Raw genomic sequence first — 18,612 nt, forward strand, 5'->3', positions numbered from 1 at the left:
TCCTGTAGCCGCCGGTGTCGTGATGTCAGCCGCGCTTCCAGAACGGCCCGCGCCGCCTCCCGTCAGCTTCGGACCGGGAGCCGTCGCCGGATCCGCGGCGGCCCGGGTCGAGGTCAGGACCGGTGCCCGAGCCGGGGCCGCCGGCAGTACCGGGACCGGCAGCAGGATCGGTGCCGGAGCCAGAGTCGGTGGCTGGGCCGACGCCGGATCCAGGGCCGGGGGACGGGCGGTCGACGCCGAGGAGCCTGGTCAGGAGCTCGACGGCGCGGTCGTGCAGTGCTCGCGCGTCGGCCCCCGGCCGCTCCGCCGCCTCCAGTTCGCCGGCCAGCCGCTCCAGCTCCTCGTGGCCTCCGAGGTAGGCCGCCAGCGCCGCCAGCCGGGTGCCCAGGTCGGCCAGGTACAGCGGGTCGGGCAGCGGCATGGCGTTGAGCCGGTCCAGCTCGGCGGCCAGTTGGGGGCGTACCGACTCCACCCGGTGCCCGGCGCGCCCGCCCGCGGACCCTGGCCGGCGGGCGGACCACCCACCTCTGCCCGTCCCCGCAGGGGCGGGAGGGGCGGGCACGGACGGCCCGCCGAACGTGGGCTCGCCCCCGCCGAACAAGGGCCCGCTCTCCGGCCCGCCGGGCACATTCCCGCTACCCGGCCCACCGGACGCGGGCGCGCCTCCCGGCCTGCCGGGCACAGGTCCGGCGCCGCCGGCGAATCCCTGGTCCAGGTCGGTCAGCCCAGGTGCCGACGGCATGCGCATCCGGGGCGGGGCCGCCGGTGCGGGGGCCGCGGCCAGCATCACGCCGGCCGCGAAACTTCCGCCCATCGGCGGCGGCGCCGGCATCTCCCAGCCGCTCGGCGGCTCGACCGGCTGGATCACCCGGTGCTGCGGCCCCTCGCCGGCGACCTGCCGGGTGTCGACGGCCACGTACGCGGTGAAGCGGCAGAGCACGCCGTACTCGAGCGACGTGCGCACGATCGTGTCCTCCAGACCGTGCTCGCCCATGGCGTAACGGTCCTCCAGCTCCCGCAGGTGGGCGCGGGCCCAGACGGCGCGGACGGCCGGGTTGTCCACCGTCACGCCCTCGGCCCGCTCCTCCCACGGCGCGCCCGACGCCATCCCGCGTACGGTGACCGACGAGCCCTCGCGGTAGCGCCCGTACGCGCGCAGCGGCACCCCGGGGAAGATCGACCCGAGATGGGTGACCGTGCCGGGCTCGACGTCGAGCTCCTTGATCTCCAGGTCGGTGACCAGCGGCGCGCCGATCCTGCGGTGGATGTGCTCCATGGCCGCGTCGAGCCGGTCCTCCGACTCGACCAGCTCGCACCGGCCCGCGCCGAGCCCGGCCAGCCGGCCGAGGAACCCGGCGTTCACGGCCCTGTCGATGCCGACCGTGTGCACGCGCATGGCCGACAGCGCGCCGCCCGCCTGCTCCAGGATCTGGTCCTCGTTGCCCACCTGGCCGTCGGTGACCAGCACCACGACGCGTTCGCGCCCGCTCTCGCCGTCCAGCAGGGCGATGGCCTGACGCAGCGGCTCCAGCAGCTCGGTGCCGCCGCGCGCGTCCACCCGGGACAGGTGCTCGACCGCGCGGTAGCGGTTGCGGTCGGACGCCTGCGCCATCCCCTCGAACGCCTGCTCCACCACGGAGTCGAAGGTCAGCACCGCGAACCGGTCCTGCGGCGTCAGCGTGTCGACGATGCGCGCGGCGGCCCGCCGGGCGCACACCATCTTCCAGCCGCCCATGCTGCCGGACCGGTCGAGCAGCAGCACCAGGTCGCGTGGGGTGCGCGGAGCCTCCAGCGGCGGCGGGAGCACGGTGAGCGCGAACGTGCCCCGGCCGTCGAGCTGCAACGCCGTGGAGGCGTCGAACGACAGCCGCAGCACGAAGTCACGGTCGAGCCGCTCACCGGGACGCACGCGTACGGTACGGGTCGCCTGATCGGGCCCGCCGGTCTCCTCCTCCACGACGTGCAGGCTGGAGGCCAGCTCGCGCAGCTCCAGACCGGCGGCGTCCACGCGCGCGGTCAGCGACAGCCGCACCGGGTCGGGGAAGCCGGGCAGCAGCACGGGAGGGCTGATCCTGGAGGCGTCGGGGACCGCGCCGGTGTCGGGCGCCGTGCCGTCACCGGCCGGCGGCCCGTCGATCGGCCTGCCGGGGATGTAGCGCGGCGCCACGACCAGCGGGAACCTGAACGTGGCCGCGCCGTCCTCGTACGGCAGCGGCTGGCTCATCGACAGCGTGACCCTGACGCGCTCGCCGGGCAGGATGTTGCCCACCCTGATCGTGAACACGTCGGGCCGCTCCTCCTCGGCGATGGCCGCCCGCCTGCCCTCGCGCAGCGCCTGGTCGTAGTCGGCCCTGGCCTGGCCACGCTCCTTGAGCACGCCCTCGACCACCCGGTCGTCGGCCTCCATCCGGAACGCGGTGACGGCCGCGCGGTCGGGCAGCGGGAAGACGTACGTGGCCTCCAAGGTGACGTCGAACGGGTTCCTGAACCCCTGCGTGACCTCGACCCCGGCGATGAGTCCCGAGATGTCCGCGGCCACGTCCACGCTCTCCAGCGGCAGGTTGCCACGCTCGGTCAGCAGCGCGCCGAACCCGGCGTCCGGCACCGGCAGGCACCGCGCGGGCTCCAGCGAAGTGATCTTCATATCAGCTCCCTCTCTTCGAGCACCGCGAGCAGCGGTCCCGCCGCCGCCAGCACCGCCTGAACGTCCTCCTCCGACGGGACCCGCCCCGCGTCCAGCACGAGCCGCACCCCGTCACCCAGCCTGACCCCCGTAACCACCCCACCACCGGCTCTGCCCCGCCGCCGCGCCGCTGCCGCCTTCCCGTCCGACGCGCCCGCAGCCTTTGCCGCACCGGCAGCCTTTGGCGCGTCCGGCCCGCTAGCCGTGTCCGGCCGCTCGGCCCAGAACCGCCCGCGCGTCGCCCGCCTACCGCCTTCGCCGTCGGCCGGGCCTCCTTCCACGGGCCCGTCCTCAAGGGATGCGCCACCCAGGGATGCGCCACCCAGGGATGCGCCACCCAGGGATGCGCCGTCCTGGAGGACGCCGTCCGGGGAGGCGCTGCCCAAGGGCGTGCCACCCGGGGAGGCGCTGTCCGAGGATGCGCCGTCCTGCGGGGCGCTGTCCAGGGGTGCGTAGCCCGGGGGTGCGTTGCCCGGGGCGGTGCCATCAGAGGACGTGCCGTCCAGGGATGCGCTGTCCGAGGGCGCGCTGCCGGGGGAGGCGTTGTCTGGGGAGGCGTTGTCTCGGAGGGTGCTGTCGAGGCGGTGGGCGGCGGCGTGGTGGGTGTTGCTGTCGGGGAGGGCGCCGGGCATGGGGGCCGGAGTGGGGCCGAGGTGGGCCGCTGACTCCAGCATGTGGTCCGTTGCCCCCGCCAGGGCCACCTGGATCTCGGCGATCGACCGGCCGGCTGCCTGTAGCCGTTTCACCGCCACCAACTGGAGCAGGTGCCGTCGCCCGTAGCGGGCGATCCGGCCGCGTCGGGTCAGGGGCGGGTCGACCAGGCCGATGGTCGTGTACCACCTGATCAGCCGCTCCCCGGGCACGTCGCGGACCCGGCCGTTGGCAGGAGGCGGCGCGCTGTCGCGCAGGGCGCGCGCCGCGTGCTCGGCCAGCTCGCCGATCGTCCAGGTGTCGCTCATACGACCACACTGACACTGTCACTATTACACTGTCAACTAGCAGAATGTGGGAAGAACCACCCCCTGAAGGAGGTTGATCCAGGTGTAAAGCTCACCCCTCGGGGAGGAGAAACAGCATGGCTACGATCACCGGCCCACTTTCGGGCGATGCAAAGAACACCGTCGCGGAAGCCCTTCAAGGCGCCCTGGTGGATCTGATCGATCTGTCCCTGGTCGCCAAGCAGGCGCACTGGAACCTCGTCGGTTCCCACTTCCGCGCACTCCACCTTCAGCTCGACGAGGTCACCCAGCTGGCCAGAACCCACATGGACACCATCGCCGAACGCGCCGTCGCCCTCGGGATCAGCCCGGACGGCCGCTCCGCCACGGTCTCCCGTTCCACGAAGCTGCCTCAGCCGGAGAGCGGCTGGATCGAGGACGGCAAGGTGGCGGCGACGATGACGGACATCCTGGACGGCATCAGCAAGCGCATGTACGAGCGCATCCGGGCCACCGAGGAGGCCGATCCGGTCAGCCAGGATCTGCTGATCGCGGTGACGCAGGAACTGGACAAGCAGCACTGGATGTTCCAGGCCCAGCGCTGATACGGGGTTGCAGGCCCAGCTCTGATGCGGGGCGGAGAGCCCGGGCTCGCGAGCCCGGGCTTTCGCAGGTCCGGCAGCCGCAGGCCTGTGCTGGGTTTCGGGTGTCCGGCCGTCGGAGGTCGGTGCTGGGTTTCGCATGCCGGGGCGGGCTTCGGGGTTTGCGCAGAGTTTGAACTCGCGAGTCCCTGCCATTCATGTCGGTGCGGTCGACTAGCGTGGCACCTAGAGGGAGGCCCAACGATGTCCCGCAAGACTCTCCTCCGCACGGGCCCGCTCTTGGCGGGCGGCATCAGCCCGTACGGACCGCTCGGCCTGACCGGACCCGGCGGCCTCGCGCTGCCCCCGGGGTTCACCGGCAGGGTCGTGGCCCGCTCGGGCGACAAGGTCGCCGGCCTGACGTGGCACGCGGCGCCCGACGGCGGCGCCTGTTTCCCCGACGGAGCCGGCTGGATCTACGTGTCCAACTCCGAGTTGCCCCTGCTCGGCGGCGCCTCCGCGCTGCGCTTCCGCGCCGACGGCAGTGTCGCCGACGCCTACCGCATCCTGTCGGGCACCGATCTCAACTGCGCGGGCGGCGCGACGCCGTGGCACACCTGGCTGTCGTGCGAGCTCGGCCACCGGGGCCGTGTGTTCGAATGCGACCCCTACGGCGCGCGGGCCGCGCGTCCCCGCCTGTCCATGGGCCGCTTCAAGCACGAGGCCGCCGCCTGCGACCCAGAGCGGCGCGTCATCTACATGACCGAGGACGAGCCCGACGGCTGCTTCTACCGGTTCCGGCCGGGTGACTGGGGTGACCTGACCGAGGGCACGCTGGAGGTCCTGTGCGGCTCCGGCCGCTGGCAGGCGGTGCCGTCGCCGGCGGCCCTGCTCAAGGAGGCCCGCCACCAGGTCGACGACGCCCGCCACTTCGACGGCGGCGACGGCTGCCACTACGCGGGCGGGGTCTGCTACTTCACCACCAAGGGCGACACCGGGCTGTGGGCCTACGACGCCCAGACCTCGTCGCTCGACCGGCTCTGCGAAGGCGTGCGGGCCATCACCGCCGCCCCGTCAGGAGACCTCTACGTCGCCAGGGAGCGCGCGGAGATCGACGTCATCGCGCCCGACCGCGCGGTGACCCCGTTCCTGCGGCTGGAGGGCTACGACGGGGCCGAGCTGACCGGGCTGGCCTTCTCACCCGGCGGCGAACGGCTCTACTTCTCGGCCAGGCGCGGCCGCACGGAGGGCCACACGTTCGAGGTAGCGGGACCCTTCCGCCCCTGACCCCGAGCCGGCCGGTTCAGAGGTGGCCCCCTCTGTGCCTGACGACAACCGGTTCAGGGGCGGCGGGCCCCTTCCCCACCTGACACGGGCGGACGCGGCCAGTGGCGGGCCCCTCCGTGCCTGACGGGAGGCGGCTCAGGCGGTGGGGTGGAGGTCGAGGGACCACATCTGTTCGTTGACCGGTACCCCGTTCTCCACCCCCTCCTCCTGCGACTCCAGCTCGAACCCAGCCGCCTGATAGATGCGCCGCGCGCTCACCAGGCTGTCTCGGGTCCACAGCACGATCCGCTTGCAGCCCTCGGCCCGCGCGTGCCGCAGGCACTCCTCCACGAGCCGCCGCCCCAGGCCCAGGCCTCGCGCGGACGGTTCGACCAGCAGCATCCGCAGCTTGGCGGTGGTCTCGTCCTGGCGTACGTAGAAGACGCACCCGACGCGCCGGCCGCCGGACTCGGCGATCCAGCCGGTGTCGCGGGTGAGGTCGAGTTCGCCGACGATCCTGGCGACGAGCTGCTCGAACTCGATGCCCCAGCCGTACTCGGAGCTGTAGAGGGCGCCGTGCCGCTCGACGACCCAGCCGAGGTCGCCGGGGCGCGGCGGCCTGATCACGTACGGCTCGCGCTCCCGCTCCGTCTCGCTCAGCAGGGACCTGATCGAAGCCATGCTCGACACCAGCCGCTCCTGGTCGGCCTCGGCCAGGCCGGACATGAGCCGGCCGATCGCCTCGGCGGAGCGGGCGTCGAGCCCGGCGAAGACCTCGTCGCCGGACCGGGTGAGCCGGACGAGCTGCTTGCGCGCGTCGGCGGCGGAGCGTTCGCGGGTGATCAGCCCGTCGGCCTCGAAGCGGGTCAGGATGCGGCTGAGGTAGCCGGCGTCGAGACCGAGCAGGCCGCGCAGCTCGCCGGTCTCCATCCGCTCGGCCTGCGCGAGCTCGAACAGCACCCTGGCCTCGGTGAGCGAATACGGCGAGTCGAGCATCCCCGCCTGGAGCGCGCCGATCACCTTCGTATAGAACCGGTTGAAGGCTCTCACCTCAGAGACCCTTGCTTCCGTCAACGAACTCATTGCCGCAGTCAACCATAGGAGGACCCCCGCTGTGAAGTACGTGCGCATAGGCGGATACGGCCCCGGCATCGTCACGGTCGGCGGCGGGCTCACCAGGGTGACGTCACCGTCGTTCCTGGCCGCCCATCCCTCCCAGCCCGTCCTGTACGCCGTGGGCGAGCTCGAACGCGGCTGGCTCACCGCCTTCCAGGCCGACGGGAGCGACCGCGGCCCCCTCGACGAGCGCCCCAGCGAGGGCTCCTACCCCTGCCACGTCGCCGTGGCGCCCGAGGGCGGCCTGCTCGCGGTGGCCAACTACGGCGACGGCACCGCCACCCTCTACCACCTCGATGAGCGGGGCGCGTTCGCGGGCGAGCCGATCGTGCTGCGCCACGAGGGCTCGGGCCCCGACAAGGACCGTCAGGAGGGCCCGCACGCCCACCAGGTCGTCTTCCGCGACGGGCTCGTGCACGTCTCCGACCTCGGCACCGACGAGATCCGCCGCTACCGCTACGACGGCACCGCGCTGGAGCCGATCACCCTGCCGCCCGGCACGGGGCCGCGCCACTACGCCTTCTCCGGCTCGCGCCTGTACGTGGCGGGCGAGCTCGACGGCACCGTCACCCTGATCGACGGCGAGCGCCGCACGACCGTGCCCGCCTCCCGTCACGAGGGTGACAACGCCCCCTCCCACCTGCAACTCGACGGCGACCTCGTCTACGTCGCCAACCGCGGCCCGAACACGATCGCGGTGCTGCGCGCCGCCGACCTGTCGCCGGTCGCCGAGGTGCCCTCGGGCGGCGACTGGCCCAGGCACTTCGCGATCGACGGGGACCGCCTGTACGTGGCCAACCAGAACTCCCGCGAGGTCACGATCTTCACGCTCCGGGACGGCGTCCCCGAGCCCTCGGGAGAGAGGTACGAGGTGGAGAGTCCGGCCTGCGTGCTGATCCGGTAATCACTTCGCCAATCCGGAGCTCCCGGCGCCGGAGGGAGGCGACCATGGCCTCGTGCGCAAGATCTTTCTCGCCCTGGTCCTGCTGGTCGCCTCCTGCGGTGAGCCGCCGCCCGCCGCCCCGCCGCTCCCGAGGGCGGCGCCGGCCGCCGAGCCGGACCGGCCGGACGTGCAGGAGTCGTGGCGGATCACCCGGCCCGGCGCCGAGCACGAGATCGAGGGGTACGCCGACCGGGTGAGCGTCCTGCCGGGGGAGCGGTTCGGCCTGCGCGTCTCCACGACCGCGCCGCGCTTCACGGCCAGTGCCTTCCGTATGGGGGCGAACCCGGCCAAGGTGTGGCAGTCGGAGCGGGTCAAGGGGACGCGGCAGGCGCCGATGCGGCTCGTACGCGGCACGGTGAGCGCCGCCCACTGGACCCCGTCGCTGACCGTGGACACCACGGGCTGGGCCGAGGGCGCGTACCTCATCCGGCTCGACGCCTCCACCGGTGCCCAGCGCTACGTCCCGATCACCGTGCGCTCGGCCTCCACCGCCGGGCGGGTGGTGATCGTGAACGCGGTCACCACCTGGCAGGCGTACAACCTGTGGGGCGGGCGCAGCCTCTACACAGGCCCCTCCGGGTACGCGGACCGCTCCCGCGCCGTCACCTTCGACCGCCCCTACGACGGCACCGGCGCCCGCCTCTTCCTCGACTTCGAGAAGGAGGCCCTGGCCGTGGCCGAGGCGAGCGGCGTGCCGCTGGCGTACCTGACCAGCCTCGACCTCGAACCGGGCGCGCTCGACGGGGCCCGCGCGGTGGTGTCGCTTGGCCACGACGAGTACTGGTCGCCGGCCATGCGCCAGGTGGTCACCAGGGCCAGGGACCACGGCACGAACCTCGCCTTCCTCGGCGCCAACGCCGTCTACTGGCGCATCGCCATGGACGGCAGGAAGGTCGTGTGCGACAAGGAGGACGTCTGCCGCCTGTGGCGCGAGTCGAAGCCGGAGAGCGCGCTGGTGGGGCAGATGTACGACTGCTTCCCGGCCGAGGGCGCCTACCGGGTCACCAGGCCGGGCCACTGGATCTTCGCCGGGACCAAGGGCCGCAGCTTCCCCGGGATGGTGGGCGTGGAGACCGACCGGGTCTCGCGGGGCTCGCCACGTGACGTCCAGGTGCTGGCCGAGTCGCCGTTCTCGTGCGGCGGCCGGGCGAGCGTCGCGCACAGCACGTACTACACGGCGCCGAGCGGGGCGGGGGTCTTCGCCTCCGGCACGATGCGCTGGGTGTGCGCGTTGCGCGGCCGGCACTGCGGCCACGGCGTCACCGAGGCGGCCGCCGCCTTCGCCCGGCGCGCGACGACCAACGTGCTCACCCGCTTCGCCGCGGGGCCGGCCGGAAAGCCTGCCCGTTTTCGGGGAGAACGAGGGCTATAACCCCTGCCGTCCGGGGTGTCGGTGGCCGACACGTGCACGAAATCTCCGCCAAATCAGGGTTTAGTCACGGGCCCTGGCGTTTGGTCTAGACCACTGCGTGTGAGGGCGGGCACAATGCGAGTCTGACATGAAGGTCTGGTTCGTGACCCCCTATCGGGAGGAACCCGCCATGCGTATTGGAGTGCTCACCGGAGGCGGCGACTGCCCCGGCCTGAACGCCGTGATCAGGGCAGTGGTGCGTAAGGGGGTGAGCGTTTACGGCCACGAGTTCGTCGGCTTCCGCGACGGCTGGCGCGGCCCCTTGGAAGGCGACACGATGCCGCTGGACATCGGCTCGGTCCGCGGCATCCTGCCACGTGGAGGAACCATACTGGGCTCCTCCAGGACCAACCCGATCAAGATCGAGGGCGGGGTCGACCGGATCAAGGAGAACCTCGCCTCGACCGGTGTCGACGCGCTGATCGCCATCGGCGGGGAAGACACCCTGGGCGTCGCCAAACAGCTCTACGACCGCGACGTCAACGTCGTGGGCGTGCCCAAGACCATCGACAACGACCTGTCGGGCACCGACTACACCTTCGGCTTCGACACCGCGGTCAACATCGCGATGGAGGCCATCGACCGGCTCCACACCACCGCCGAGTCCCACCACCGGGCGCTCATCTGTGAGGTCATGGGCCGCCACGCGGGCTGGATCGCCCTGCACGCGGGCATGGCCGGCGGCGCGAACGTCATCCTCATCCCCGAGAAGCCGTTCGACATCGACCGCGTCTGCGAGTACGTCGAGTCCCGCTTCCGCACCCGCTACTCGCCCATCATCGTGGTCGCCGAGGGCGCCCACCCGATCGAGGGCCAGATGGAGCTGCAGGCCGGCACGCTCGACGCCTTCGGTCACGTACGCCTCGGCGGCATCGGCGAGGTGCTGGCCAAGGAGATCGAGAAGCGCACCGGCAAGGAGGCCCGCACCACGGTGCTCGGCCACATCCAGCGCGGCGGCACCCCCACGGCCTACGACCGGGTGCTGGCCACCAGGTTCGGCCTCCAGGCCATCGACGCGGCCCACGAGGGCGACTACGGCAAGATGGTCGCGCTGCGCGGCACCGACATCGTCCGGGTCGGGCTCGACGAGGCCACGGCCGAGCTCAAGACCGTTCCCGTGTCGCGCTACTCCGAGGCGGAGGTGTTCTTCGGTTAGCCGTTCTCCGGCCGGTTGTAAGTGACGTGAAAGCGGGCGGCCGTACCTTCTGGGGCAGCGGGGTTACCGCTACAACCCCCAAGGGGTACGGCTTGCGCCGCAGCGAGTCGGCGGCCCACTACGCGTCGCAAGCCGTACCCATCACATAGCTCAAGCGCGGGGCGTGCCGAAGAGATCCACCTCCGGCGCGCCCTCGTCGTCGCGCGCGTGCAGCCGCCGCCGGTACTCCTGCTCGCTGCGCAGCTCCTTCTCCGACGGCGACAGGATCACGGTGAGCAGCAGGCCGACCGTGATCAGGCTGATGCCCACGATGAGCGGCAGCAGGAAGTCGACGGCCTGGGCGCCCGCGACCGGCATCATCTCCGCGTGCGCGGAGACCGACATCGAGTACATCCCGGTGTAGTGCATGCCCGAGACGGCCACGCCCATGACCAGCGCCGCCCCGCCGATCCGCAGCGCGCCGCTGACCCGCAGCGTGAACCACAGCGCCACCGTGGCCGCCGCGATGGCGATCAGCACGGACAGCGTGACGATCAGCGGGTCGTAGGAGACCAGGCCGGACATGTTCATCGCGGCCATGCCGAGATAGTGCATGCCGGCCACGCCGAGACCGGTCAGGACGCCGCCGCCGAGCAGGTAGCCCGTCCCTTCGCTCCCGCGGGCGGCCCCCCGAATGGCGCCGTGGGAGGCCAGGAAGAGCCCCATGCCCACGACGACGACGGCGATGATCGCCGAGGCGGCCGTGAGCGGCACGTCGTACCGGATCACCGAGCCGTGCACGGAGAAGCCGAGCATGGCGATGAAGTGCATCGTCCAGATGCCGGTGCCGCCGATCGCGAACGCGGCCCCGGCCAGCCAGAACTTGGCCTCGCGGCCGCCCATCAGCCGCGCGCGCGAGGTCAGCAGGAGGCCGAGCATCGACCCCACGCTGGACATCACGTACGCGAGCACGGGCGTCAGCAGCCCAAAAGAGAAATGATCGACCGGCGACATACCCCCACCCATCCCTTACGCACCGATAAGGGAGTATGAACAGGGAGTCGTCGCGAGCGCAACTACCTTCGTCTGGCCTGCATCGGCTGCTGGTGCTGCACCACCGGGGCGGGGTAGGTGAGCTGCTGCTGGGCGGTGCGGCGGCGCAGTTCGAGCTTGGCCACGAGTTCGGCGTCCTCGTGCAGTTCCTCCTCCGAGGGCGACAGGATCACCATGAGGAGCATGGTCAGGGTGATCAGGCTGATCACGGTCATGAGCGGGACCAGGAAGTCGAGCGCGTCGGCGCCGGAGACGGGGGTGGTCTCGGTGTCGACGGAGACGTGCATGGCGTACATGCCGGTGTAGTGCATTCCGGCCACCGCCAGGCCCATGACGAGGGCGGCGCCGGTGATCCAGATGGGCCGCTTGACGCGGAGGGTGAACCAGAGCGCGACCGTGGCGGCCACGACGGCGATGGCCACGGACAGGCCCACGGTGAGGCGGTCGTAGGAGACGTGGGCGGACATGTTCATGGCGTACATGCCGAGGTAGTGCATGGAGGCCACGCCGAGCCCCGTGAGCAGGCCCCCGCCGAGCAGCGCGAGGGCGCGCCCGCGCCCGTAGGAGACCAGGAACAGGCCGGTGCCGACGACCACGATGGCCACCACCGCCGAGGCCGCGGTGAGCCAGACGTCGTACTTGATCTGGATGCCCTCCACCTCGAAGCCCATCATCGCGATGAAGTGCATGACCCAGATGCCGGTGCCCCCGATGGAGATGGCCGCCCCCAGCAGCCAGCGCACGCGGGCGCCGCCGCGCGAGGCGTGCGCCTGCGCGGTGAGCCGCAGCCCGAGCATCGAGCCGATGCAGGACATGACGTAGGCGAGCAACGGCGTGAGCAACCCATAGGTGAAATGATTCACGGCGGAGGTCATCTATCGGTTCCTTGCATTAGGGGTCCCCGGATTCTGCCATCCGGCTTGTCCTATTCGCATGGATATCGAAACTATCTGTCAACTCCGCGTGTCGGAAAACGTGAGAGAGTCTCATGGCTATCGAGGGCCCGTTCTGGCGGGCGATCGCCGTCTTCCGCGTCGCCTCGCTGGCGTACGCGGCCGTCCTCATGGCCCAGCACGGCGGCTACGAGCGGCCGGTGCTCGGCTGGCTGGTCGTCGGCGCGATGGCGCTGTGGACCGCGGGGGCCACGTTCGCCTACTCCCGCGCTGCGCTGCGCCGGTGGCCGCTGCTCGCCGCCGACCTGGTCGTGACGGTGGCGTGCCTGCTGGCCAGCCCGTACGTGCAGGGCGCGGAGCAGGGCGAGGCCGGCACGCTGCCCGTGCCCGCGACCTGGGTGGCCGGCTCCGTGCTCGCCTGGGCCGTGCACGGAGGCCGGCGGGCCGGGGCGCTGGCCGCCGCCGTCGTCGCGGCCGGCGACGTGTGGCTGCGCGTGCGCGCCGAGGACGTGCCCGTCTCCATCAACGGCACGGTCCTGCTGTTCCTGGCCGGCGTCGTGGTCGGCGACGTGGCCCGGCTGGCCAGGCGGGCCGAGGAACGCATGCAGCGCGCCACCGAGATGGAGGCCGCCCAGCGCGAACGCGAGCGGCTGGCGCGCGGCATTCACGACTCGGTGCTGCAGGTGCTCGCCCTGGTGCAGCGGCGCGGGCAGCGGCTCGGCGGCGAGGCGGCCGAGCTGGGACGGCTGGCCGGTGAGCAGGAGGCGGCGCTGCGCCAGCTCGTCGCGGCCGGCCCGCCGCCACCCCGGGGCGGCGCCGACCTGCGCGCGCTGCTCGGCCGGCACGGCTCGCCCGAGGTCACGATCTCCACCCCGGCCACGCCGCTGGTGCTGCCCACCGAGGTGGCCGAGGAGCTCTCCGCCGCCGTGGGGGCCGCACTCGACAACGTGCGCGCGCACTGCGGGACGGGGGCGCGGGCGTGGGTCCTGGCCGAGTCGTGCGACGGGGCCGTGACCGTCAGCGTCAGGGACGAAGGGCCCGGCATCCCCGACGGCCGGCTGGAGCAGGCGGCGGCCGACGGGCGGATGGGGGTGGCCAGGTCGATCAGAGGGCGGGTGGCCGAGCTGGGCGGGCGGGTGTCGATCGTGAGCGTCCCCGGCCAGGGCACGGAGGTCGAGATCACCGTCCCGGCGTGATCACCGTCCCGGCGTGATCACCGTCCCAGCGTGATCACCGTCCCTGCGTGATTCCCGGTCTGGTCCTGATCCAGGGGCGCCGCGTTAGAGTGACCGGCATGGTGCGGGTCATGGTGGTGGACGACCATCCCATGTGGCGCGATGGCGTCGCCAGAGACCTCACGGAGGCGGGCTACGAGGTCGTGGCCGCCGTGGGGGAGGGACGGCAGGCGGTACGCGTGGCCGGGGCGGTGCGGCCCGACGTGGTGGTGCTCGACCTGCACCTGCCCGACCTGCCCGGCCCCGAGGTGGCCGCGCGGCTGGCCGCGGTGGAGCCGGCGCCCAGGGTGCTGGTGTTATCGGCCAGCGCCGAGCAGGAGGACGTCCTGGAGGCGGTCAAGGCCGGCGCGTCCGGATATCTGGTGAAATCGGCGGGCCGGGAGGAGTTCCTCGACGCGGTCCGGCGCACCGCCGACGGCGACGCCGTGTTCACGCCTGGCCTGGCCGGGCTGGTGCTCGGCGAATACCGGCGGCTGGCCGCGCAGCCCGGCCCCGGCGGGCCGGCCGAGCGAGCCGGTGGGGAGCGGCCGCGGCTGACCGAGCGCGAGACCGAGGTGCTCAGGCTGGTCGCCAAGGGGCTGTCGTACCGGCAGATCGCCGAACGGCTGGTGCTCTCGCACCGCACCGTCCAGAACCACGTGCAGAACACCCTCGGCAAGCTCCAGTTGCACAACCGGGTGGAGCTCGTGCGATATGCGATCGAGCGGGGACTCGACGCGGACTAAACTCGATGGGTCGCGACGTTGCCATCAACGGCGCGTTTCCCATCATCCCCGGAGGTTCCACCATGACGATGTCCGCCCTGGGCGAGCCGTGCGTTCTGCTCAAGCTGGGCGAGATCGTCCTCAAGGGCAAGAACCGCGAGCTCTTCGAGCGCCGCCTCGTCAGCAACATCCGCGAGGCGATCCAGCCGCTCGGCGTCAAGACCGACGTACACAGGCGGCACGGCGTGATCGCGATCTTCCTGCCCCAGGGCGCCACCGCCGAGCAGGCCGACGCGGTGGCCCAGCGGGTCGCCGACGTGCCGGGGCTGGTCTGGATCCACCGCGCCTGGCGGATCGCCAAAGACCCCGACGCGGTGCTCAAGGCCGGGCTCGAACTGGTCGGCGAGAGCGAGGAGGCCAAGCGGGGCGCCCGCTTCGCGGTCCGCTCCCGCCGCCGCGACAAGCGCTTCCCGCTGCGCTCCAACGAGCTCGACCGGCTGGTGGGCGGCGCCATCAACGACGAGTACGGCCTGCCGGTCGACCTGAGCAACCCCGAGCTGACGGTCTTCATCGAGGTCGACAGGGACGAGGTGTTCGTCTTCACCGGCGGCATCCCCGGCCAGGGCGGCCTGCCCGTCGGCAGCAGCGGCAGGGCGCTGGTGCTCATGTCGGGCGGCATCGACTCGCCCGTGGCCGCCTACCGGATGATGCGGCGCGGCCTGCACGTCGACTTCCTGCACTTCTCCGGCATCCCGTTCACCACCTCGGAGTCGATCTACAAGGCGTACGCGCTGGTCAGGAAGCTCGACCGGTTCCAGGGCAGGTCGCGGCTGTGGGTGGTGCCGTTCGGCAAGGCGCAGCAGTCGATCCGCACCTCGGGCCAGGACCGGCTGGCGGTGATCGCGCAGCGGCGGCTGATGCTGAAGACGGCCGAGGAGGTCGCCCACCGCATCCGTGCCGCCGCCCTGATCACGGGCGACGCGCTCGGGCAGGTCTCCTCGCAGACGCTGACCAACATCACGGCCCAGGACAACGCCGTCGAGCTGCCGATCCTGCGCCCGCTCGTGGGCTGGGACAAGACCGAGATCATGGCCGAGGCCCGGCGCATCGGCACGCTGGAGATCTCCGAGCTGCCCGACGAGGACTGCTGCTCGCTGCTGGCGCCCAAGCGGGCCGAGACCCGGGCCAAGATCGAGGACCTCAAGCAGATCGAGAAGCGCCTCGACGCCGAAGAGCTGTGCGTGCAGCTGGCCGACTCGATCCAGGAATACACCCTGTGACGCATCCGGTGACGCAGCATGTGACCGCCCCGCCGCCGGCCCCGTGGGCGGCGGGACGGCGGCTCAGGCGTCGACCTTGAACGGGTCGTGCTGGGCCAGCAGCTTGTCCAGCCTGGCCTGGTCGACCCGGTTGGTGACCTCCGACAGCTCCTGCCGGTCGCGCACCACCTTGCACAGGGTGATCGTCGAGGTGACGACGTAGAGCAGGCCGAGGGCGAGGAAGGCCTTCACCCACGCCTGCGCGGGCAGATAGGCCAGGGCGATGATCATCGAGATCAGCGAGACGGCGAACGACAGGACCGCCTGGGCGTAGAAGGCGGCGGTCCGCGTGGGCTGGATGGGCTTCGTCATGCGGTCATCGTGCCTGCGCGCGCATGTCCCGCACATGAGGATTCGTACTCAAGTTACCCATGAGTAGGATGACGGTCGCGTACCCGGGCGCGAGCCGCCGTCGCTCCGATGGCAGGATGGCCCAAGACGCGAGACCGGTGAGGGGAGTGATCGTGGAGGAGTCGCGCCTGCCTCCAGGCCAGTACGTCCCGCGCGGCCGGCCCGTGATCCACTACGGCCGGGTGCCCGCGTTCAAGCCGGACACCTGGGACTTCCGCGTCTTCGGCGCCACCGCCTCCGGCGAGGAACGCCACTTCACCTGGGCCGAGTTCGAGCAGCTGCCCCGCACCACCCGCGTCGCCGACTTCCACTGCGTCACCAAGTTCTCCCTCATGGCCAACGAGTGGCGCGGTGTCACCCCCGCCACGATCATGCGGGCCGCCCCGCCCGACCCCGCCGTACGCCACGTGATGATCTGGGCCGAATACGGCTACAGCGCCAACCTGCGGATGGCCGACTTCGCCGCGCCGGACACGCTGTTCGCCCTGGAGCTCGACGAGAAGCCGCTCAGCCCCGACCGAGGCTTCCCGGTGCGCGCCGTGGTCCCCCACCTGTACGCGTGGAAGAGCGTCAAGTGGGTGCGCGGCGTCGAATACCTCCTGGAGGACCGCAGGGGCTTCTGGGAGGAGCGCGGCTACCACAACCTGGCCGACCCCTGGCGCGAGCAGCGCTACTCCTACCAGGAAGAACCCGGCGAAGGCCCCGCCTGACGTCACCCGGTCTTCACTCCCTGTTTTCCTTCGGACACGGTAGGTTGTTGGCTACGGTTTCGGCATGCTGACCACCGCGTGCGTGGCGCTGTCCTCCCTCCTGACCTTCCTGCTCGGCCTCGTGCTGGCACGGCTCCTGTGGTGCCGTCCCGCGCCGCCGGGCGAGCACAGGACGGACGACGCGACCTTCACCGCCCTGCACCTCGCCGCGATGGCCGCCCCCGCCCTGCGGGCCGGCCTCGACCGTGACTCCGCCCGCAAGGCCGTGCGGCATCTGCGCCTCCTGCTCGGCACCCGCGCTGTCGCGATCACCTCCACCGAGGCGGCGCTGGCCTGGGAGGGGCCGTGCACCGACGACGTGCTCACCTACGCCCGCGCCGCGCTGGCCGCCGGCCGGACCCAGGTCTTCCCGGGCCGGGCACGAGGGTCCGAGTGCCGGGACGAAGAGGCGCCGGATCATGGGCCCGAGCATGGGGCGGTCGTGGTGCCGCTGACCGTGGACGGCACCGTGGTCGGCGCGCTGGCGGCCTTCGACGACGAGGTCAGCGCCGCGCTCGTGCGTACCGTCGCCGAGGTCGGCCGCTGGGTCTCCGGCCAGTTGGAGCTGGCCGAGCTCGACGGCTCCCGCCGCCGCGCGCTGGAGGCCGAGATGCGCGCCCTGCGCGCGCAGATCTCGCCGCACTTCGTCTACAACGCGCTCACCACGATCGCCTCGTTCGTCCGCACCGACCCCGCGCGGGCCCGCGAGCTGCTGCTCGACTTCGCCGACTTCTCCCGGTACGCGCTGCGCCGCGCCCACGACTTCACCACCCTGGCCGACGAGCTGACCTGCGTCGACCGCTACCTGCTGCTGGAGCGCGCCCGCTTCGGCGACAAGCTGCGCTTCAGCATGCAGGTGTCCCCGGAGGTGCTGCCGGTGCTGGTCCCGTTCCTGTGCCTGCAACCGCTGGTCGAGAACGCCATCAAGCACGGCATGCGCGGCCCCGGCACCCCCGGCGAGGTGCGCGTCGTCGTCCGCGACGCGGGCCCCGAGGCGCACATCACGGTCGAGGACGACGGCGCCGGCATGGACCCGGAGTGCGCCAGGCGCATGCTCGACGAGGACCCCGCCCGCGAGGGCAGCGGCATCGGCCTGGCCAACGTGGACCTGCGCATGCGCCAGATCTACGGCGACGGCTACGGGCTCGTGGTGGAGACGGCGCTCGGCGCGGGCACCAAGGTCCGGCTGCGTGTGCCCAAGAGTCAGCTCAGCTCCCTGTAGCCGAATCATTACGCTATGCTGGCGTGGCTCGGGTGACCTCTGCTTTTATACGGCAGCGTGATGGACATGTTGAGAGTTCTGGCCGTCGACGACGAAGTGCCTGCTCTGGAGGAGCTCGCCTATCTGTTGCGCCAGGACGACCGGATCGAACACGTCACGACCGCGGCCGACGGCGTCACCGCGCTGCAGGACATGGTCCAGATGATCGGCGGCGGCGAGCGGCTAGACGGGGTCTTCCTCGACATCCGCATGCCCGGCCTCGACGGGCTCGACCTCGCCCGGCTCGTCGGCGGCTTCCCCAGCCCGCCCAAGCTCGTCTTCGTCACGGCGCACGAGGAGTGCGCGGTGCAGGCGTTCGAGCTGGAGGCCGTCGACTACCTGCTCAAACCGGTCAGGGCCGAGCGGCTGGCCGAGGCGGTGCGCAGGCTGGAGGCCGCCAGCGGCCCCGCTCCCGCGCCGGGCCAGGACGACGTCATCCCGGTCGAGCTGGGCGGGCGCACCAGGTTCGTGCCGCAGCAGGCCGTCTGGTACGCCGAGGCCAAGGGCGACTACGTGCGCCTGCACACCGCCGACGGCAGCTACCTCGTGCGCATGTCGCTGGCCGCTCTCGAACGGCGCTGGGCGGAGGCGGGCTTCATCCGCGTCCACCGCAGCACGCTCGTCGCGGCCCGCCACGTCAGCGAGCTCAGGTTCGAAGGCGGGCGGGTGACGCTCACCGTCGGCACCGAGGAACTGCAGGTCAGCAGGAGGCACAGCCGGCAGGTGCGCGAGCAGCTCGTCCGCCAGCACCGCGACGTGATCGCGTGAGGGCGGCCCGGTGAACGCCGCGCGGCGCGTCGCCGGGTCCCGGCGGCCCGCCGCGCCCGGCCGCCCGGACGATGCCGTGCCCCAGACCGGGCCTCAGGGCGGGCCCCATGCCGGGCCCCATGCCGGGCCCCATGCCGGGCCCCATGCCGGGCCCCATGCCGGGCCCCATGCCGGGCCCCATGCCGGGCCCCATGCCGGGCCCCATG

Annotated in this window: 17 protein-coding genes; 11 read left to right on the plus strand and 6 right to left on the minus strand. The window is 72.1% G+C overall.

Annotation, left to right across the window (positions count from 1 at the left end; all coding sequences use genetic code 11):
* Positions 1–25 precede the first annotated feature (25 nt).
* On the minus strand, positions 26–2,644 hold the full coding sequence (locus AB0C28_RS25560) for a VIT domain-containing protein (RefSeq protein WP_357851983.1): 2,619 nt from the start codon (positions 2,642–2,644) through the stop codon (positions 26–28).
* Positions 2,641–3,642 carry a MerR family transcriptional regulator gene (locus tag AB0C28_RS25565; protein ID WP_358077919.1) on the minus strand — a complete coding sequence of 334 codons (1,002 nt, stop codon included), beginning with the start codon at positions 3,640–3,642 and terminating at the stop codon, positions 2,641–2,643. The genes AB0C28_RS25560 and AB0C28_RS25565 overlap by 4 nt, the downstream gene beginning before the upstream one ends.
* Before the next feature lie 116 nt (positions 3,643–3,758).
* On the opposite strand from AB0C28_RS25565, the gene AB0C28_RS25570 reads away from it, so the two are divergent.
* Complete coding sequence (locus AB0C28_RS25570; protein WP_346112621.1) at positions 3,759–4,226, plus strand: DNA starvation/stationary phase protection protein; 468 nt, start codon at positions 3,759–3,761, stop codon at positions 4,224–4,226.
* 240 nt (positions 4,227–4,466) lie between these two features.
* On the plus strand, positions 4,467–5,489 hold the full coding sequence (locus AB0C28_RS25575; RefSeq protein WP_358077922.1) for an alkaline phosphatase PhoX: 1,023 nt from the start codon (positions 4,467–4,469) through the stop codon (positions 5,487–5,489).
* A gap of 135 nt (positions 5,490–5,624) precedes the next feature.
* Here the strand turns inward: AB0C28_RS25575 and AB0C28_RS25580 are convergent, their stop codons facing one another.
* Positions 5,625–6,518 carry a bifunctional helix-turn-helix transcriptional regulator/GNAT family N-acetyltransferase gene (locus tag AB0C28_RS25580; RefSeq protein WP_358077925.1) on the minus strand — a complete coding sequence of 298 codons (894 nt, stop codon included), beginning with the start codon at positions 6,516–6,518 and terminating at the stop codon, positions 5,625–5,627.
* Positions 6,519–6,582: 64 nt separating this feature from the next.
* Between AB0C28_RS25580 and AB0C28_RS25585 the strand changes: the two genes are divergently transcribed.
* From AB0C28_RS25585 to AB0C28_RS25595, 3 genes are all read left to right on the plus strand, one after another.
* A complete protein-coding gene (locus AB0C28_RS25585; protein ID WP_358077928.1) occupies positions 6,583–7,488 on the plus strand; it encodes a beta-propeller fold lactonase family protein in 906 nt (301 codons plus the stop codon).
* 52 nt (positions 7,489–7,540) lie between these two features.
* Positions 7,541–8,899, plus strand: coding sequence for a N,N-dimethylformamidase beta subunit family domain-containing protein (locus AB0C28_RS25590; RefSeq protein ID WP_358077931.1), 1,359 nt, complete (start codon positions 7,541–7,543; stop codon positions 8,897–8,899).
* A 169-nt stretch (positions 8,900–9,068) separates the two neighbouring features.
* The gene (locus tag AB0C28_RS25595) at positions 9,069–10,094 is read left to right on the plus strand and encodes a 6-phosphofructokinase (RefSeq protein WP_346112626.1); all 1,026 of its coding nucleotides are present in this window, start codon (positions 9,069–9,071) and stop codon (positions 10,092–10,094) included.
* Between the two features lie 150 nt (positions 10,095–10,244).
* Here the strand turns inward: AB0C28_RS25595 and AB0C28_RS25600 are convergent, their stop codons facing one another.
* Together AB0C28_RS25600 and AB0C28_RS25605 are read right to left on the minus strand one after the other, a co-directional pair.
* Positions 10,245–11,087, minus strand: a complete 843-nt coding sequence (locus tag AB0C28_RS25600; RefSeq protein WP_357852001.1) for an MHYT domain-containing protein — start codon at positions 11,085–11,087, stop codon at positions 10,245–10,247.
* A gap of 62 nt (positions 11,088–11,149) precedes the next feature.
* Complete coding sequence (locus AB0C28_RS25605; protein ID WP_357852004.1) at positions 11,150–12,001, minus strand: MHYT domain-containing protein; 852 nt, start codon at positions 11,999–12,001, stop codon at positions 11,150–11,152.
* A 113-nt stretch (positions 12,002–12,114) separates the two neighbouring features.
* Between AB0C28_RS25605 and AB0C28_RS25610 the strand changes: the two genes are divergently transcribed.
* The 3 genes from AB0C28_RS25610 (at position 12,115) to thiI (ending at position 15,238) form a co-directional block, all read left to right on the plus strand.
* Positions 12,115–13,215, plus strand: coding sequence for a DUF5931 domain-containing protein (locus tag AB0C28_RS25610; protein ID WP_358077934.1), 1,101 nt, complete (start codon positions 12,115–12,117; stop codon positions 13,213–13,215).
* Positions 13,216–13,313: 98 nt separating this feature from the next.
* Positions 13,314–13,979: a response regulator transcription factor gene (locus tag AB0C28_RS25615; protein ID WP_357852010.1), complete on the plus strand. Its 666-nt coding sequence runs from the start codon at positions 13,314–13,316 to the stop codon at positions 13,977–13,979.
* 62 nt (positions 13,980–14,041) lie between these two features.
* Positions 14,042–15,238: a tRNA uracil 4-sulfurtransferase ThiI gene (thiI, locus tag AB0C28_RS25620; RefSeq protein ID WP_357852013.1), complete on the plus strand. Its 1,197-nt coding sequence runs from the start codon at positions 14,042–14,044 to the stop codon at positions 15,236–15,238.
* A 63-nt stretch (positions 15,239–15,301) separates the two neighbouring features.
* Here the strand turns inward: thiI and AB0C28_RS25625 are convergent, their stop codons facing one another.
* On the minus strand, positions 15,302–15,589 hold the full coding sequence (locus tag AB0C28_RS25625) for a YiaA/YiaB family inner membrane protein (RefSeq protein WP_357852016.1): 288 nt from the start codon (positions 15,587–15,589) through the stop codon (positions 15,302–15,304).
* A gap of 152 nt (positions 15,590–15,741) precedes the next feature.
* On the opposite strand from AB0C28_RS25625, the gene AB0C28_RS25630 reads away from it, so the two are divergent.
* From AB0C28_RS25630 to AB0C28_RS25640, 3 genes are all read left to right on the plus strand, one after another.
* Positions 15,742–16,338 carry a molybdopterin-dependent oxidoreductase gene (locus AB0C28_RS25630; protein ID WP_346115448.1) on the plus strand — a complete coding sequence of 199 codons (597 nt, stop codon included), beginning with the start codon at positions 15,742–15,744 and terminating at the stop codon, positions 16,336–16,338.
* A gap of 64 nt (positions 16,339–16,402) precedes the next feature.
* Positions 16,403–17,599, plus strand: coding sequence for a histidine kinase (locus AB0C28_RS25635; protein ID WP_357852022.1), 1,197 nt, complete (start codon positions 16,403–16,405; stop codon positions 17,597–17,599).
* A gap of 66 nt (positions 17,600–17,665) precedes the next feature.
* A complete protein-coding gene (locus tag AB0C28_RS25640; RefSeq protein WP_357852025.1) occupies positions 17,666–18,406 on the plus strand; it encodes a LytTR family DNA-binding domain-containing protein in 741 nt (246 codons plus the stop codon).
* Positions 18,407–18,612: the final 206 nt, after the last annotated feature.

It is taken from the genome of Nonomuraea sp. NPDC048892, assembly GCF_040649735.1.
GTDB lineage: Bacteria > Actinomycetota > Actinomycetes > Streptosporangiales > Streptosporangiaceae > Nonomuraea > Nonomuraea maheshkhaliensis.

Excerpts from the sequence above, each read along its gene's own strand:
- AB0C28_RS25615 (WP_357852010.1), top strand. The coding sequence starts at position 13,314 with ATGGTGCGGGTCATGGTGGTGGACGACCATCCCATGTGGCGCGATGGC.
- thiI (WP_357852013.1), top strand. The coding sequence starts at position 14,042 with ATGACGATGTCCGCCCTGGGCGAGCCGTGCGTTCTGCTCAAGCTGGGC.
- AB0C28_RS25610 (WP_358077934.1), top strand. The coding sequence starts at position 12,115 with ATGGCTATCGAGGGCCCGTTCTGGCGGGCGATCGCCGTCTTCCGCGTC.
- AB0C28_RS25600 (WP_357852001.1), bottom strand. The coding sequence starts at position 11,087 with ATGTCGCCGGTCGATCATTTCTCTTTTGGGCTGCTGACGCCCGTGCTC.
- AB0C28_RS25575 (WP_358077922.1), top strand. The coding sequence starts at position 4,467 with ATGTCCCGCAAGACTCTCCTCCGCACGGGCCCGCTCTTGGCGGGCGGC.
- AB0C28_RS25595 (WP_346112626.1), top strand. The coding sequence starts at position 9,069 with ATGCGTATTGGAGTGCTCACCGGAGGCGGCGACTGCCCCGGCCTGAAC.
- AB0C28_RS25640 (WP_357852025.1), top strand. The coding sequence starts at position 17,666 with ATGTTGAGAGTTCTGGCCGTCGACGACGAAGTGCCTGCTCTGGAGGAG.
- AB0C28_RS25570 (WP_346112621.1), top strand. The coding sequence starts at position 3,759 with ATGGCTACGATCACCGGCCCACTTTCGGGCGATGCAAAGAACACCGTC.
- AB0C28_RS25635 (WP_357852022.1), top strand. The coding sequence starts at position 16,403 with ATGCTGACCACCGCGTGCGTGGCGCTGTCCTCCCTCCTGACCTTCCTG.
- AB0C28_RS25605 (WP_357852004.1), bottom strand. The coding sequence starts at position 12,001 with ATGACCTCCGCCGTGAATCATTTCACCTATGGGTTGCTCACGCCGTTG.
- AB0C28_RS25625 (WP_357852016.1), bottom strand. The coding sequence starts at position 15,589 with ATGACGAAGCCCATCCAGCCCACGCGGACCGCCGCCTTCTACGCCCAG.
- AB0C28_RS25565 (WP_358077919.1), bottom strand. The coding sequence starts at position 3,642 with ATGAGCGACACCTGGACGATCGGCGAGCTGGCCGAGCACGCGGCGCGC.
- AB0C28_RS25560 (WP_357851983.1), bottom strand. The coding sequence starts at position 2,644 with ATGAAGATCACTTCGCTGGAGCCCGCGCGGTGCCTGCCGGTGCCGGAC.